General features: G+C 67.3%; 15 protein-coding genes. 6 read left to right on the forward strand and 9 right to left on the reverse strand.

Annotated features, from left to right (window positions below; translation table 11 throughout):
- The first annotated feature begins 62 nt into the window (after window positions 1–62).
- Window positions 63–1271: an AI-2E family transporter gene (locus ACK5M9_RS10210; RefSeq protein ID WP_416893056.1), complete on the forward strand. Its 1209-nt coding sequence runs from the start codon at window positions 63–65 to the stop codon at window positions 1269–1271.
- Here ACK5M9_RS10210 and ACK5M9_RS10215 read toward each other — a convergent pair.
- The gene (locus ACK5M9_RS10215; protein ID WP_416893057.1) at window positions 1268–2065 is read right to left on the reverse strand and encodes a dienelactone hydrolase family protein; all 798 of its coding nucleotides are present in this window, start codon (window positions 2063–2065) and stop codon (window positions 1268–1270) included. The genes ACK5M9_RS10210 and ACK5M9_RS10215 overlap by 4 nt on opposite strands.
- A gap of 27 nt (window positions 2066–2092) precedes the next feature.
- Entirely contained in the window at window positions 2093–2737 is a 645-nt protein-coding gene (locus ACK5M9_RS10220; RefSeq protein ID WP_416893058.1) for a DUF4245 domain-containing protein, read from the reverse strand.
- Window positions 2738–2812: 75 nt separating this feature from the next.
- Between ACK5M9_RS10220 and glpX the strand changes: the two genes are divergently transcribed.
- The 3 genes from glpX to ACK5M9_RS10235 all read left to right on the forward strand — a co-directional run bounded on the left by glpX (window position 2813) and on the right by ACK5M9_RS10235 (window position 6490).
- Window positions 2813–3904, forward strand: a complete 1092-nt coding sequence (gene glpX, locus ACK5M9_RS10225) for a class II fructose-bisphosphatase (protein ID WP_416893059.1) — start codon at window positions 2813–2815, stop codon at window positions 3902–3904.
- Between the two features lie 51 nt (window positions 3905–3955).
- On the forward strand, window positions 3956–5380 hold the full coding sequence (locus ACK5M9_RS10230) for a class II fumarate hydratase (RefSeq protein ID WP_416893060.1): 1425 nt from the start codon (window positions 3956–3958) through the stop codon (window positions 5378–5380).
- Window positions 5381–5482: 102 nt separating this feature from the next.
- Window positions 5483–6490: a hypothetical protein gene (locus ACK5M9_RS10235; RefSeq protein WP_416893061.1), complete on the forward strand. Its 1008-nt coding sequence runs from the start codon at window positions 5483–5485 to the stop codon at window positions 6488–6490.
- A 48-nt stretch (window positions 6491–6538) separates the two neighbouring features.
- Here the strand turns inward: ACK5M9_RS10235 and ACK5M9_RS10240 are convergent, their stop codons facing one another.
- The 5 genes from ACK5M9_RS10240 to glyA all read right to left on the reverse strand — a co-directional run bounded on the left by ACK5M9_RS10240 (window position 6539) and on the right by glyA (window position 11252).
- Entirely contained in the window at window positions 6539–7414 is an 876-nt protein-coding gene (locus tag ACK5M9_RS10240; RefSeq protein WP_416893062.1) for a polysaccharide deacetylase family protein, read from the reverse strand.
- Between the two features lie 55 nt (window positions 7415–7469).
- On the reverse strand, window positions 7470–8771 hold the full coding sequence (locus ACK5M9_RS10245; protein ID WP_416893063.1) for a PhoH family protein: 1302 nt from the start codon (window positions 8769–8771) through the stop codon (window positions 7470–7472).
- A complete protein-coding gene (locus ACK5M9_RS10250) occupies window positions 8768–8959 on the reverse strand; it encodes a hypothetical protein (protein WP_416893064.1) in 192 nt (63 codons plus the stop codon). The genes ACK5M9_RS10245 and ACK5M9_RS10250 overlap by 4 nt, the downstream gene beginning before the upstream one ends.
- A 70-nt stretch (window positions 8960–9029) precedes the next feature.
- Window positions 9030–9857 (reverse strand): acyl-ACP desaturase, encoded by an 828-nt coding sequence (locus ACK5M9_RS10255; protein WP_416893065.1) that lies wholly within the window; start codon window positions 9855–9857, stop codon window positions 9030–9032.
- A gap of 114 nt (window positions 9858–9971) precedes the next feature.
- Window positions 9972–11252, reverse strand: a complete 1281-nt coding sequence (gene glyA, locus ACK5M9_RS10260) for a serine hydroxymethyltransferase (protein WP_416893092.1) — start codon at window positions 11250–11252, stop codon at window positions 9972–9974.
- Window positions 11253–11418: 166 nt separating this feature from the next.
- Here glyA and coaA point away from each other — a divergent pair, with 166 nt between their 5' ends.
- Entirely contained in the window at window positions 11419–12357 is a 939-nt protein-coding gene (gene coaA / locus ACK5M9_RS10265) for a type I pantothenate kinase (RefSeq protein ID WP_416893066.1), read from the forward strand.
- A gap of 448 nt (window positions 12358–12805) precedes the next feature.
- On the opposite strand, the gene ACK5M9_RS10270 is transcribed toward coaA, so the two are convergent.
- Window positions 12806–13594: a (2Z,6E)-farnesyl diphosphate synthase gene (locus ACK5M9_RS10270; protein ID WP_416893067.1), complete on the reverse strand. Its 789-nt coding sequence runs from the start codon at window positions 13592–13594 to the stop codon at window positions 12806–12808.
- Between the two features lie 158 nt (window positions 13595–13752).
- On the opposite strand from ACK5M9_RS10270, the gene trhA reads away from it, so the two are divergent.
- The gene (gene trhA, locus ACK5M9_RS10275) at window positions 13753–14517 is read left to right on the forward strand and encodes a PAQR family membrane homeostasis protein TrhA (RefSeq protein WP_416893068.1); all 765 of its coding nucleotides are present in this window, start codon (window positions 13753–13755) and stop codon (window positions 14515–14517) included.
- Between the two features lie 261 nt (window positions 14518–14778).
- Here the strand turns inward: trhA and ACK5M9_RS10280 are convergent, their stop codons facing one another.
- Window positions 14779–15162: a nuclear transport factor 2 family protein gene (locus tag ACK5M9_RS10280; RefSeq protein WP_416893069.1), complete on the reverse strand. Its 384-nt coding sequence runs from the start codon at window positions 15160–15162 to the stop codon at window positions 14779–14781.
- Window position 15163 lies beyond the last annotated feature (1 nt).

A 15163-nucleotide genomic window follows, 5' to 3' on the forward strand; every position in this document is an offset into this window, starting at 1 on the left:
CCCCGAACCTTTAAGGTTACGGAGCGCGCAACACCAACGCAGAGGGACGGCTGGCACCGGGCATGGAGAACGAAGGCACCCACGAATTCACCCGCGAGGTCACCCACGAATTCACCCCAGCCCAGAAGCGTGCCCTGGCGTTCTGCACCGGCGTCGCACTGCTGTTCGGCGCGTACTTCCTGCGGCCGTACTTCGTCCTGATCGTGATGGCCGCGGTCGGGGCCTACCTGTTCACCCCGTTGTTCAACTGGTTCGGCAAACGCCTCAACACCGGGCTGTCGGCCACCGCCACGTTGCTGTCGGCGGTGGTCATCGTGATCGTGCCGGTCAGTGCGCTGGTGGGGTTGGCCACAGTACAGATCTCCCGGATGATCGACTCCGTCTCCGAGTGGGTTCGGTCGACCGACCTGAGCACCCTCGGCGACAAGACTCTGCACGTGGTCAACGACCTGCTGGGCCGGTTGCCGTTCCTGCACGTCGAGGTCACCGCGGAATCGCTGCGCGATGCGATCATCTCGACTTCGCAAAACGTCGGGCACTGGCTGCTGGGGCTCCTGCAGGACACCGCGGGCAGCCTTGCCGGCCTCATCACCTCGGCAATCATCTTCCTGTACGTGTTCCTCGCGATGTTGGTCAACCAGGGGAAGCTACGAACGCTGGTCGGCAAACTCAACCCGCTGGGCGAACACGTCACCGATCTCTACCTGCACAAGATGGGGTCGATGGTGCGGGGCACCGTGAGCGGCCAGTTCGTCATCGCCTTCTGCCAGGGTGTCGCCGGCGCCGCGTCGATCTACCTCGCGGGATTTCACCAAGCCTTCTTCATCTTCGCGATACTGCTGACCGCACTGTCGATCATCCCGCTGGGCGGTGGAGTCGTCACCATCCCGTTCGGCATCGGCATGATGTTCTTCGGCAATATCCCCGGCGGGGTGTTCGTGGTGCTCTTCCACCTGGTGGTGGTCACCAACATCGACAACTTCCTGCGACCGATCCTGGTGCCGCGGGAGGCCCGGCTGAACTCCGCGCTGATGCTGCTGTCGGTGTTCGCCGGCATTGCGATGTTCGGGCCGTGGGGCATCGTCATCGGCCCAGTGCTGATGATCGTCATCGTCACCACGATCGAGGTCTACCTGGCGGTGTACAAGGGCTCCGACATGCCCACCATCGACCGGAGCGACCCGAAGCCCGCGCGCGGCAAATGGCGCAGACGACCAGCCGAGGAGCCGACCCCGGATGCGCCCCCCGAGACCGCGGAAACAGACGCTTAGGTCAGCCGCTGGGCGAGGAACTCGACCACCCGCTTACGCGCCTCATACGCCGGATGGCCGTCGACCTCACGAACCTCTTCGGTGAGCACCGAGTGCGCCATGCGGCCGAAACCGTGTTCGTTGCCGCGGCCCGAGTCGATCTCGATCACCTCGAACGCGTCGCCGAGACGCTGCTTGAGGGTCGCGAACCGCTCGCGCGGAGCCGTCTTGTCCTCGCTGAACCGCAACCCCAGGGCACACAGGCCGTCGTCGGCGCAACGGCCTGCGACCACGCTGAGTTCGGATTCACTGAGGCCCGGGTCGCGGCGCTGCTTCGCGGTCAGCGGCAACGGAACCGACGGCTGGCTCAGCACCGGCGCCAATACGCTGTCGTCGACGGCCGCGGCCAACGCGAATCCGCCGGTGAAACACTGGCCGATGACCCCGACACCTTTCCCCGGCGTCGAGGCATTCAGGTCGCGGGCCAGCGCACGCAGGAACAGCGACACCGGGCGCTGCTTGTTGGTCGCCATGGCCGCGAATTCCTTCGTCACACACCCGCGGCCGAGCGACGTGGCGAGATAGCCCGCCGACACCGGCCGGCCCGGCTGTCCGAACAGCGACGGAATGACCACCGTGAAACCACTGTCCACCAGGTGATTCCCCAGGGCCAGAACGCCCGGATGGATGCCGGGCATCTCGGGGATCAGCACCACCCCCGGTCCCGAGCCCTTGCGGTAGACGTCGTAGGTGTAGCCGGCGCCGGTGAACGGTGCGGGCGACCATCCCGACAGGTCCGCCTCGGGTGCACTCACATTCGCGCCTTTCTGTCGTCTTGTCGGTTATTTCGCCGGTAGCGGCGGCTGGGACTGCGTCGATTCGGCAAGCGTGCGGAACTGGTCGGGAGTGCCCGCCCCGGTGATCGCGAGTTGAGTGGGGCCGACCGCGCTCGCCAGGCGGGTGGTCCACACCGGCTCGAACGCACCGTCGGCATCGGCGCCTTCGTAGACGACCCAGGTGATGCCTGCCACATCGACCGCCCCGGTCGGGTACATCCCCGGGTGAATCGAGCCCACCAGCTTGTCTTCGTCGGCATTGCTCTGCGTCAGGCCCAGGTACTGCCCCGTGGGGCTGATGTAGCCGACTGTCGAGGTGACAGCGTGCAGGTGTTCTTCGGCCGCCGCATCGGTACGCCCACCTTCGATGCCGCCCCGGCTGCCGGAATTGGGTTGCCAACCGGCCGGCAGGCTCGGGATCCGGAGCGGGAATCCGAACGTCGCGGCGTCCGCCCGCAGGGCCTTGGCCGCGTCATAGGACGGCACCGTCCCCCGATTTGTCCCGCCCGGGGCGATCGAGCACATCCCGACCATGCCGGCCAGCAGAATGCAGCCGATCACCAGCGGTATCAGCGACCAGAACATGTCGCGGCCGTCCTGAAGCACCCGCGGCTTGGCGGGCCTGGGGGTCGGTTGCGGCTCGGCGGTCACTCCCCGAGTATCCCAGCTCCAGCCGACTCCGGTGCTTCTGGGACAATTCCGAACCATGAAGGACGAATCCGGCCGATGACCGCGCCGCACGGACCCGGCCCCTCGCCGACGGCCACCGCGAGTTCCGACCCGGCGCGCGGGACTCCGCTGCGCGGCGAGACCCCGGACCGCAACCTGGCAATGGAACTCGTGCGCGTCACCGAGGCCGGAGCGATGGCCGCGGGCCGCTGGGTCGGCCGCGGCGACAAGGAGGGCGGTGACGCCGCCGCCGTCGACGCGATCCGCCAGCTGGTGAATTCGGTGTCGATGCACGGTGTGGTGGTGATCGGCGAGGGCGAGAAGGACGAAGCGCCGATGCTCTACAACGGCGAAGAAGTCGGCAACGGGGACGGCCCGGAATGCGACTTCGCCGTCGACCCCATCGACGGCACCACGCTGATGAGCAAGGGAATGCCCAATGCCATCTCGGTGCTCGCGGTGGCCGATCGCGGCACCATGTTCGACCCGTCGGCGGTGTTCTACATGAACAAGATCGCCGTCGGGCCCGAAGCCGCGCACGTCCTGGACATCACCGCGCCGATAGGAGAGAACGTTCGCGCGGTGGCAAAGGTCAAGGGATTGTCACTGCGCGACATGACGGTGTGCATCCTGGACCGGCCCAGGCACGCCCAGCTGATCCAGGACGCGCGCGCCACCGGTGCCCGGATCCGCCTGATCACCGACGGCGATGTCGCGGGAGCGATCTCGGCGTGCCGGCCCCATTCGGGCACCGACATGCTGGCCGGGATCGGCGGCACCCCGGAGGGCATCATCACCGCAGCCGCCATCCGGTGCATGGGCGGTGCCATCCAGGCCCAACTGGCGCCCACGGACGAAGCCGAACGCCGCAAGGCGCTCGACGCCGGCTACGACCTGGATCAGATACTGACCACCCGGGACCTGGTGTCGGGCGAGAACGTGTTCTTCTGCGCCACCGGCGTCACCGACGGCGATCTGCTCAAAGGTGTGCGCTACCAGCCCGGTGGCTGCACCACCCAGTCGATCGTGATGCGGTCCAAGTCGGGCACGGTACGCATGATCGAGGCCTATCACCGGCTGTCCAAGCTCAACGAGTACTCGGCTATCGACTTCACCGGCGATACCGAAGCCGCCTATCCCCTGCCGTAACCGCAGGCGCCTGAAACCCGACCGACACCGACGAACAAGGAAGCCAGACACATGCCCGACACCGCCGACAATGGCGCCGCAGACGGCGACTACCGCATCGAACACGACACCATGGGCGAGGTCCGGGTACCGGCAAAAGCGTTGTGGCGCGCACAAACCCAGCGTGCAGTCGAGAACTTCCCGATCTCCGGACGCGGGCTGGAACGCACCCAGATCCGCGCCCTGGGTCTGCTGAAAGGGGCCTGCGCGCAGGTCAACCGGGACCTCGGGTTGCTGGCAGCCGATAAGGCCGATGCCATCATCGCCGCGGCCGCCGAGATCGCCGACGGCAAGCACGACGACCAGTTCCCCATCGATGTCTTCCAGACCGGGTCCGGCACCAGTTCGAATATGAACACCAACGAGGTGATCGCCAGTATCGCCGCCGCCAATGGCGTCGCGGTGCACCCCAACGACGACGTCAACATGTCGCAATCGTCCAACGACACGTTTCCCACGGCAACCCACATCGCCGCCACCGAGGCCGCGGTGAGTCATCTGATCCCGGCGCTGCAGGTGCTGCAGGATGCGTTGCTGGCCAAGGCACTCCAGTGGCACACGGTGGTGAAGTCGGGCCGCACCCACCTGATGGACGCGGTCCCGGTGACACTGGGGCAGGAGTTCAGCGGGTACGCCCGCCAGATCGAGGCGGGTATCGAACGGGTGCGCGCGTGCCTGCCCCGGCTCGGCGAGTTGGCCATCGGCGGCACCGCCGTCGGCACCGGGCTCAATGCCCCAGACGACTTCGGCGTCAAGGTGGTCGCGGCACTGGTTACCGCGACCGGTATCGCCGAATTACGTACGGCTGCCAACTCTTTCGAAGCACAGGCGGCCCGGGACGGATTGGTTGAGGCGTCAGGCGCGCTGCGCACCATCGCGGTGTCGCTGACAAAGATCGCCAACGACGTCCGGTGGATGGGTTCGGGCCCGCTGACCGGCCTGGCCGAAATCCGGTTGCCCGATCTGCAACCCGGCAGCTCGATCATGCCGGGAAAGGTCAATCCTGTTCTTCCCGAGGCGGTTACCCAGGTGGCCGCACAGGTGATCGGCAATGATGCGGCGGTGGCCTGGGGTGGGGCGAGTGGCGCCTTCGAGCTGAACGTCTACATCCCGATGATGGCCCGCAACATCCTCGAATCGTTCACGTTGCTGACCAACGTGTCCCGGCTGTTCGCCCAGCGCTGCGTCGTGGGTCTGGTGGCCAACGTCGAGCACCTGCGGGAGCTGGCGGAATCCTCGCCGTCGATCGTCACTCCGTTGAATTCGGCCATCGGCTACGAGGAGGCCGCCGCGGTGGCCAAGCAGGCCCTCAAGGAGCGCAAGACGATCCGGCAGACCGTCATCGACCGCGGCCTGATCGGCGACAAGCTGTCGGAGGCGGAGTTGGACCGCCGCCTGGACGTGTTGGCCATGGCCAAGGTCGAACCGATCGACTAGGGCGTACGGAAGTCGGGATCACCGGGCAAGAATGACCCCGGCAGCGCGGTTGAATGGCCGCCTCGCACGGGGTGGACAACGAAAACGGAAGTGGTTCAGCAAATGACAACGCCTCCCGGCGGCCCCTACGGCCAAGACCCTTACGGATCGAACCCCTATGGGCAACAACCGTATTGGGGCGGCCAGCCGCAGGACCAGCCGCCGACGCAACCCCAGAGCGTCCCCCATCCGTATCCACCGCCCGGCGCCTACGACCCCTCGGCGTACCCACCGCCCGGACCCTACGGCTCCGGGCCGGGTCACGACCCCCGGCAGCCCCCGCCCGGCTACCAGCAGCAGTACCCCCAACCCGGCCAGGAAGCCCCGGGTGCCTGGCCGGCCGGGCCCTACCCTGCTGGCCCACCACCGAACCGGAATTCGAAGCTGCCGTGGTTGATCCTCCCGGCCGTTGCGCTGGTAGGCATCATCGCCCTGGTGGTGATCATGGTGACCATCCTCAACAGGGGAACCGACTCGGCCGGTCCGTCACCGACCACGACCATGGGGCCGGTGGGGCCGGGCAGTGGCGAGCAGACCGCCACCGGCTGCACACCCAATGTCTCCGGGGGCGATCAACCCGACGGCGACATGCTCAGCGCGGGCAAACTGTCCTTCCCGATCAGCAAGGCACCCGGATGGATGCCGTATCCGGACGACCAGAACCCCAACCTTATCGACGCGGTCGGACTCGCCCAGGCAGTGCCTGATGCCAGCCAATGGATGATGCAGGTCGAGGTCGCCATCACGAACTTCGTACCCGGTATGGACGTCGCGGCGCAGGCATCGAAGCTGATGGACTGCGTTGCCAACGGCCCCGGGTACAACATGGCATCGCCGACGCTGGGCACAAAGGAGACTTCGTCCACCACCGTCGACGGGGTCGAGGCAGCCCGAGTCGATGCCGAGATCACCATCGGTGACACCAGCAAAGGGGTGGAGGGCGATGCCGTCACCATCATCGCGGTCGACACCGAACCGGTGACCATCTTCCTGGCGTCAACGCCCATCGGCGACCGGGCTTCCGCGGAGATAGTGGAAGATGTGATTGCGGCGCTGCAGGTGTCGAAGTAGCCGCGACGGCTGCGGCGACTCGGCGGCTGCGACGACTCCGCCCACCGGTCAGGCGCCGTTGTTCGGCCCACCGGAGTTCTGCCCCGGAATGTCGGTGATCGGCAGATTCGGCATCGGCCTGGGCGACGGGGTATCGGGCAGCGGCGGGATTTCGGCGGCCGGGATCTCATGCAGGACGTCGACCGGCGGGCCGTTCTCCCGGCTGCCGTAGCTGCTGCCGGGCGCCCTCGGCCCGAGCAGTTCGCTGACCGTCACCAGGTGATAGCCGTTGGCCTTCAGCACCGGGATGAACTGGTACACCAAATCGACCGTGCTGGAGTAGGTGTCGTGCAGCAGAACCACCGAGCCGGGCTTGACCTGCGACATCAGCAGTGCCCGGGTCGCGGCGATGTTCGCGTCGTTGGCCCAGTCGAACGGAATGACATCCCAGAGGATTTCGCCCATGCCGAACGTGGCGGCATGCCGACGCACCTCCGGGTTCGAAAGACCGCCAGCGGGCCGATACAGCACCGGCGCGGCGCCGGTGGCGGCCGCAATGGCCTGGTTGGCCCGGGTGAACTGGCCGTCGATGTCCTCGGACGGAATCGTGGTCATGTTCGGGTGCTCCCAGGTGTGACTGCCGATCTCCATTCCGGCTTCGGCGATCTGCCGGGCACCCGCCGGGTTCGCCGCCACCTTGTTGCCGATCAGGAAGAAGGTGGCCTTGGCGTCGTCGTCCCGCAGGATTTTCAGCAACCGGCCGGTGAACGGTGACGGGCCGTCATCGAAGGTGAGCGCGACGCATTTGACCACCGCGCAGTCCATATTGTCGGCGCGGGTGACGCGTCCGGTCAGACCGCCGACGACCAGTACCGCGGCCGCCACCGCAGCGCCGAAGACCACGCGGCCATAGCGCCAGGCCTGGTTGTCGGGTCGTTTCCGCACTCCGGAAGTTTACCGGGACGCCGTAGCGGGTGGCCGGCTCCGCGGGTCGCCCTGCTCAGTGCCCCCCGGCGATCTCCTCCAGCATCTCGGTGACCAACGCCGCGATCGGCGACCGTTCGCTGCGCAGCAGGGTGATGTGAGCGAACAGCGGATGCCCCTTGAGCTTCTCGATCACCGCGGCAATACCGTCGTGGCGGCCGACCCGCAGATTGTCGCGCTGCGCGACGTCGTGGGTGAGCACCACCCGCGAGCCGGCGCCCAGCCGGGATAGCACCGTTAGCAGCACGTTGCGTTCCAGCGACTGCGCTTCGTCGACGATCACGAAGGAGTCGTGCAGCGAGCGGCCGCGAATATGGGTCAGCGGCAGCACCTCGAGCATGCCCCGAGACAGCACCTCGTCCAGCACCGCCGAGCTGGCCAACCCCTCCAGGGTGTCGAAGACGGCCTGCGCCCAGGGGCCCATCTTGTCGCTCTCGCTGCCGGGAAGATATCCCAGCTCCTGGCCACCGACGGCATACAGCGGCCGGAAAACCACCACCTTGCGCTGCGTCCGGCGCTCCAGTACGGCCTCCAGGCCGGCACACAGCGCCAGCGCCGACTTCCCGGTGCCCGCCTTGCCACCCAGCGACACGATGCCGACGGACTCGTCGAGCAGCAGGTCGAGCGCCACGCGCTGCTCGGCGGAGCGGCCACGCAGCCCGAACACCTCCCGGTCGCCGCGAACCAGTTGAACCCGCTTGGCGGGCGTCACCCGGCCCAACGCGTGCGAACTCCCGCCCAGCAACCGAATACCGGTGTGGCAGGGTAGATCCCGCGCTTCCGCCAAGTCGATTTCGCCGTCGGCGAATAGCGTTGCGATGCCCTCGGGAACGGTCTCGATCTCGCTCATCCCCGACCAGCCGGAGGCGACCACGTCCTGCGCGCGGTACTCGTCGGCCGCCAGGCCGACTGCGGCCGCCTTGACCCGAAGCGGAATATCCTTGCTGACCAACGTGACCCGGCTGCCCTCGGCGGCGAGGTTCGCGGCGCAGCTCAGGATCCGGGAGTCGTTGCTGCCGGTGCGGAAGCCGGCTGGCAGCACCGAGGGATCGGTGTGATTGAGTTCGACCCGCAACGAACCACCCTGTTCGCCAACGGAAATCGGCTCATCCAGCCGACCGTGCTCCAGCCGCAAATCGTCGAGCAGCCGCAACGCCTGACGCGCGAACCATCCCAGCTCGTGGTGATGACGCTTGGCTTCCAGCTCGCTGATCACCACGAGGGGAATCACCACCTCGTGCTCGGCGAACCGGTTGCATGCCCACGGGTCGGACAGCAGCACGGAGGTGTCGAGTACGTACGTCCGGATCTCGGTCACAAGCCGCTCCTCGAGCGAATGATGCTTGCGCGGACCCGCGCGAACACGTCGGCGGGGGCTGCGGCACCAAGGCCGGGGCCGGCCCTGCCTTCCCAACCACCGGTGTGGAAACCGGTGTGGATACCGGGAGTGCCGCCCTGGCAGATGGAGTCGCTGACCATCACCGGCGACGCTACTCCGCCGGTCACACCCCCGCAGTGCAGGCGCGCCGGGGCAAACCGCAGACAGCCCGAAGCGTCGACCTCGGCCCGCGAACCGTCAGTTGGTGACGAGTTGGCGCAGCGCGGGCTCGTCAGCCAGTCCCCACGCCGTGATGCGCTCGGAGATCGCCTGCTGCAGCTGCTGCTGGTCGAAAATGCCGGCTGCCGCCACGTTCGCCACTTTGTCCTGGTAGGTATCGATGTCGGCGCCCAGGACCTCGAGCTCCCCGGCGCGGGCGGCGATCGCCGCGATCGTCTCGTCGCGGGAGTATTCGAGCAGGAAGGTGACCAGATTCGCGAAGAACTCCTCGTGGCGCGCTTCGTCGCGAGCGATCCGGTCGACGAGTCCGGCCAGGATGGGCTCCTCGATCCGGGCGGCCAGGTTGCCGCAGAAGGCGGCGTAGCAACGCTCGACGAACGCCATGTGCACCAGGGTTTCGACCTGCGAGTAGCTTTCCGCGCGGTAGCCCTTCATCACATGCTGGACGCGCGCCTGCTCGTTGGCGGTCGGATCCACCTCCCGGGTGACCACGAGGTATTCGCGCAGCGCGATGGCGTGCAGATGCTCCTCGGCCGTCCACCGGCCGATCCAGCGGCCCCAGTAGTCCTCCAGGATGAAGTGCTCCACGAGCTCGCGGTGATGAGCAGCCAGGTTGTCCTTCAACAGCAGCAGGATCTCGCAGGCATCGGTGATCTGCCGGGGCAGTGCAGCCTGGGACGGGTCCCAGTCCCGTCCGCCGAGGAACGCGAAGTTCTCGCCTCGGTCGAAGGGGACGAAGTCATGAGCGAACCAAATGTCCTCGGTGGACAGGTGCCGGTCCACATTTGCTTCCACGACGGGCTCGAGTGCGAGAGTCAGCGTGTCAGCTACAGGTCTCTGTGCCATGCGGTAACTGTAACTCGCATTAACAGGTTCTTTCAAATCCCCGCGCCACGTGTCGGGGTGTCGGTTCCGGTAGCGGCTGTGCCCGCTGGGCGGGCCGGATTTCTCACCGGCCGGTCAGCGGCCCACCAGGCGCCAGTCCTCCAGGCCTTCATACAGTGGGAACTCCCTGGCCAACCTGATCACCCGGTCGCGGAGCGCGGGCACGTCCGCCGACGCGGCACCCACCAACGCGGTCGCGATGACGTCGGCCACCTCGGCGAACTCGGTGTCGCCGAAGCCGCGGGTCGCCAGCGCCGGTGTCCCGATGCGCAGGCCCGACGTCACCATCGGAGGCCGCGGGTCGTTGGGGACCGCATTGCGGTTGACGGTGATGCCGACGCTGTGCAGCAGGTCTTCGGCCGCCTGACCGTCGAGCGGGGAATTGCGCAGATCGACCAGAACCAGGTGCACGTCGGTGCCGCCGCTGACCACCGAAACCCCGGCGTCGGCTACGTCTCCGGCGAGCAGCCGGTCGGCCAGGATCCGCGCGCCGGACAGCGTGCGTTGCTGACGCTCGGCGAATTCCGGCGTGCCCGCGATCTTCAGGGCCACCGCCTTGCCCGCGATGATGTGCATCAGCGGCCCGCCCTGCTGGCCGGGGAACACCGCCGAATTGATGGCCTTGGCGTACTCCTGCCTGCCAACGATCAGGCCGGATCGTCCCCCGCCGAGGGTCTTGTGGATGGTGGTGGAAACCACGTCCGCGTGCGGCACCGGTGACGGGTGCAGCCCGGCGGCGACCAATCCGGCGAAATGCGCCATGTCGACCCACAACTTCGCATCGACCTCGTCGGCGATGGACCGGAAGGCCGCGAAGTCCAGAATCCGCGGGTACGCCGACCAGCCGGCAATGATCACCTTCGGCCGGAACTCCAGCGCCTGAGCGCGCACGACGTCCATGTCGACCCGGTGCGTCGTCGGGTCCACCCCGTAGAAGGCGTTCTCGTAGAGCTTTCCGGAAAAGTTCAGCCGCATTCCGTGGGTCAGGTGCCCGCCGTTGGCCAGATCAAGGCCCAGCAGCCGTTCCCCAGGCGACATCAGGGCGTGCAGCACAGCTGCGTTCGCCTGCGCGCCGGAGTGCGGTTGCACATTGGCGAAATCCGCGCCGAACAGCGCCTTGGCCCGATCGCGGGCAATGTTCTCGACGACGTCGACGTGCTCGCAGCCGCCATAGTAGCGGCGTCCGGGCAGACCTTCGGCGTACTTGTTGGTCAGCACGCTGCCCTGGGCCTGCAGCACCGAACGCGGCACGAAATTCTCCGAGGCGATCATCTCCAGCGTGTCGCGCTGCCGCCCCAACTCCATGCCCAGCAACTCGGCGATCTCGGGATCGACCTCGGCCAGCGGGGCAGCCATCGCGGAATCGGATGCGGGTGCGGAAGTCCGGGCGTCGGGTGCGGCAGTCACGCGCGCCAGTCTATCCAGCGAACCGTTCGGCGGCTGAGCCGCGCTTTCCCGAATCCGCACGCCTTTCTCCCAGCCCAACGGCGACGCCGGCCGTCGCTGCTGCAAAAATGGCCCAATGCCGCGGCCCAGCGAGCCGAGCCCGTATGTGGAGTTCGACCGGAAGCAATGGCGCGAGCTGCGCATGTCCACGCCGCTGGCGCTGACCGAAGAGGAACTGATCGGCCTGCGCGGCATCGGTGAGCAGCTCGACCTGCTGGAAGTCGAGGAGGTCTACCTCCCGCTGTCCCGGCTCATCCACCTCCAGGTCGCCGCCCGCCAGCGGCTGTTCGCCGCCACGTCGGAATTCCTCGGCGAACCGCAGCAGAACCCGGACCGGCCGGTGCCATTCATCATCGGCGTTGCCGGCAGCGTGGCCGTCGGCAAATCGACGACCGCGCGTGTGCTGCAGGCGCTGCTGGCCCGCTGGGATCACCACCCCCGGGTTGACCTGGTGACCACCGACGGCTTCCTGTATTCCAACGACGAACTCGATCGCCGGAATATCATGCACCGCAAAGGCTTCCCGGAGAGCTACAACCGGCGGGCGCTGATGCGGTTCGTCACCTCGGTGAAGTCGGGTTCGGAGTACGCCTGTGCACCGGTGTACTCACATCTGCACTACGACATCATCCCCGGCGCCAAACACGTCGTCCGCCATCCCGACATCCTCATCCTCGAAGGGCTCAACGTCCTGCAGACCGGCCCGCGGCTGATGGTGTCGGATCTGTTCGACTTCGCGCTCTACGTCGACGCCCGGATCGAGGACATCGAACAGTGGTATGTCTCGCGGTTCCTGGCCATGCGCGGAACCTCGTTCGCCGACCCGGAGTCGCACTTCCACCACTACTCGGCCCTGTCGGACTCGCAGGCGGTGATCGCCGCCAAGGAGATCTGGCGATCGATCAACCGGCCGAACCTGGTGGAGAACATCCTGCCGACCCGCCCGCGGGCCACCCTGGTGCTGCGCAAAGACGCCGACCATTCGATCAACCGGCTGCGGCTGCGCAAGCTCTAGGTGTATCCGGCCATCAGGCCGGTTGCGGTCGGCCGATGGGGGGTGGGCCGTCGAGCGCGCTATGGCGCGGGGGCGCGGGGGCGCGGGGGCGGCGGCTGAGGGGGGTGGCGGCTGAGGGGGTGTCGGCGGCTGAGGGGGTGCCGACGGCCCTTGCTTTCGCCGAGCGTGTAGCTACTGCGGTTTTTTCGGCGATTTTCCGCAGTAGTTACACGTTCGGCGAGTCTTTTGGGGGCAGGGGGCGCGCCCCGCCGGGCCGCCACCCCCCCAGTCGCCTCAACCGTCACAATCGCCCCAGCCGCCCCAGCCGCCCACCCCGCAGCTCGCCGAGCGTAACGCCAGTGCGCTTTTGCGGGTGATTTTTCGCACTGGCGTTACGCTCGGCGAATCTGGTGAGCGGCAGGGGGCGAAACCGCGCCCCCCGGCCGCACGCCCCGCGGCCCCGGCCGCGCTAGCCCCCGTACCGGCGGTGGCGCCTGCTGTAGTCCCGCAGCGCACGCAGAAAATCGACGCGGCGGAAAGCGGGCCAGTGCGCCTCGGTGAACCACATCTCGGAGTAGGCGCTCTGCCACAGCAGAAAGCCGGATAGCCGCTGCTCCCCCGAGGTGCGGATCACCAGGTCGGGGTCGGGCTGCCCGGAGGTGTAGAGGTTCTCCGAAATCCCCTCGACCGTCACCGCCTCCACCAGCTCCTCGGCCGTCGCACCATCGGCCAGCTGCTTGTTCATCAATGCCCGGACCGCGCCGGCGATCTCCTGGCGCCCGCCGTACCCCACCGCGACATTGACGTGAAACGCGGCGTCGGGCGGCGTGGAATCCACCGCGTCACGCAGCCGGCGGGCGGGGCCTTCGCCCAACAGGTCCAGGTCGCCGACGGTGCGCACGCTCCACTGGTTGGCCGGCGCGCAGATCTCCTCCACGACATCGGTGATGATCTCGATCAAGGCGCTGAGCTCGTCGGGGTCGCGTTGCAGATTCTCGGTGGACAACAGGTAGACGGTGGCCATCTCGATACCGGCCTCCTGGCACCAGCGCAGCATTTCGGCGATCTTGATCGCACCCATGCGGTAGCCGACACTGACGTCGTCGTAGCCGAGACTGCGCGCCCAGCGCCGGTTGCCGTCGCACAGGACCGCGATGTGACGCGGCAGCTCCGAGGCCGACGTGGCCAGCCCCTGGCGTAGCCGCAGCTCGTAGAGCCGATACAGCGGCTCCTTGAGGCGCGGTGGGATGATCTCCACGAAAGTCCACCCTACTGTGACCCACGTCAATCGCCCGCCGCTGATTTCGCCAACATCACGTGTTGTCGATCAGGTGTTTTGCCGCAGTCCCGGCTACCCTGATTGCAGACCAACGCACTCAAGCCCACCGGCTATCACCAGATGGGGCACGAGCAGGGATGACCAGCCAAACCAGCACACTCACCGGCACCGAGCCGGCATCCGAGCCGCAGCACGACGTCCACTCACCCCGGGACGCCGCCCAGAAAGCCACCCAGCACATCGTCGACGGCGTCACCCGGGTGCTGACCAAGCCGCGCTTCCGCGGCTGGATCCACGTCTACTCCGCGGCAACGGCGGTATTCGCCGGCGCAACACTGGTCGCGGTGTCCTGGGCGGTGGGGTCCACCAAGGCCGGCCTGGCGACACTGCTCTACACGTTCTCCACGATCATCATGTTCACCGTCAGCGCCACCTACCACCGGGTCAATTGGAAGTCCGAGACGGCCAAGCGGTGGATGAAGCGAGCCGATCACTCGATGATCTTCGTCTTCATCGCCGGCAGCTACACGCCGTTTGCACTACTGGCCCTGCCCGGCCATGACGGGCACGTCGTGCTCACGATCGTGTGGGCCGGTGCGGCAGCCGGGATTCTGCTCAAGATGCTCTGGCCGTCGGCGCCGCGCTGGGTCGGTGTGCCGCTCTACATCCTGCTGGGTTGGGTGGCCGTCTGGTACACCGGGACGATCCTGCACAACGCCGGGGTGGCCGCGATAGTGCTGCTGTTCGTCGGCGGCGCCCTCTACAGCATCGGCGGCATCCTCTACGGCCTGCGGTGGCCGAACCCGTGGCCGGCGACGTTCGGTTTCCACGAGTTCTTCCACGCCTGCACCGCGGTCGCGGCGATCTGCCACTACATAGCCATGTGGTTCGTCGTCTTCTAGACGCCAGCACCCTCAACCGGCCACCCACATCCGCCGAGCGTTACTCCACAGTCACGTCACCCGCCGAGCGTTACTCCACAGTCACGCCACCCGCCGAGCGTGACTGCACAGTCACACCCGTCGCTGAGCCCGGTCACCCCCACCCGCACCCGCACCCGCACCCGCACCCGCCGAGCGTTACTCCACAGTCACGCCACCCGCCGAGCGTTACCGCACAGTCACGCTCGGGGGCCCGCATCACCTCCCGGCGGCGCTATCACCTCAGAGTTGCCGCATGTCGGCGGGCGACCAGTATGCCTTCATCGCCGCCACCTTGCCATCGGCATCGAACACCATCGTCTCGATGGGCTCGATCACCATCTTCTTGTCGCCGGCAGTCAGCGTCAGCCGGAAGAGAAATGCCGCCTCATTGCCGGACACCCGCAGGGTCAACAGCTCGCACTGGCGCCGCAAGCCCTGCATCGCCGCGTAGAAGCCGCCGATCGCGCGGATGCCGATATGCACCTCGCCGCCGACCGGGTCCTCCAGCGTCGCATCGTCGGCGTAGAAGGCGGCCAGGTCATCGGCGGTCCCGGACGACACCGCATCCATGTAGCGGTGAACCGTGTCGGTGATCGCTTGGGCACGCTCGGCGGCATTCGGCATG

This window comes from Mycobacterium sp. (assembly GCF_047975165.1).
Lineage (GTDB): Bacteria > Actinomycetota > Actinomycetes > Mycobacteriales > Mycobacteriaceae > Mycobacterium.

Bases quoted from the DNA above. Each gene is read 5' to 3' on its own strand.
- ACK5M9_RS10210 (WP_416893056.1), top strand. From the start codon at position 63: ATGGAGAACGAAGGCACCCACGAATTCACCCGCGAGGTCACCCACGAA.
- glpX (WP_416893059.1), top strand. From the start codon at position 2,813: ATGACCGCGCCGCACGGACCCGGCCCCTCGCCGACGGCCACCGCGAGT.
- ACK5M9_RS10230 (WP_416893060.1), top strand. From the start codon at position 3,956: ATGCCCGACACCGCCGACAATGGCGCCGCAGACGGCGACTACCGCATC.
- ACK5M9_RS10235 (WP_416893061.1), top strand. From the start codon at position 5,483: ATGACAACGCCTCCCGGCGGCCCCTACGGCCAAGACCCTTACGGATCG.
- ACK5M9_RS10255 (WP_416893065.1), bottom strand. From the start codon at position 9,857: ATGGCACAGAGACCTGTAGCTGACACGCTGACTCTCGCACTCGAGCCC.
- glyA (WP_416893092.1), bottom strand. From the start codon at position 11,252: ATGGCTGCCCCGCTGGCCGAGGTCGATCCCGAGATCGCCGAGTTGCTG.
- coaA (WP_416893066.1), top strand. From the start codon at position 11,419: ATGCCGCGGCCCAGCGAGCCGAGCCCGTATGTGGAGTTCGACCGGAAG.
- trhA (WP_416893068.1), top strand. From the start codon at position 13,753: ATGACCAGCCAAACCAGCACACTCACCGGCACCGAGCCGGCATCCGAG.
- ACK5M9_RS10280 (WP_416893069.1), bottom strand. From the start codon at position 15,162: ATGCCGAATGCCGCCGAGCGTGCCCAAGCGATCACCGACACGGTTCAC.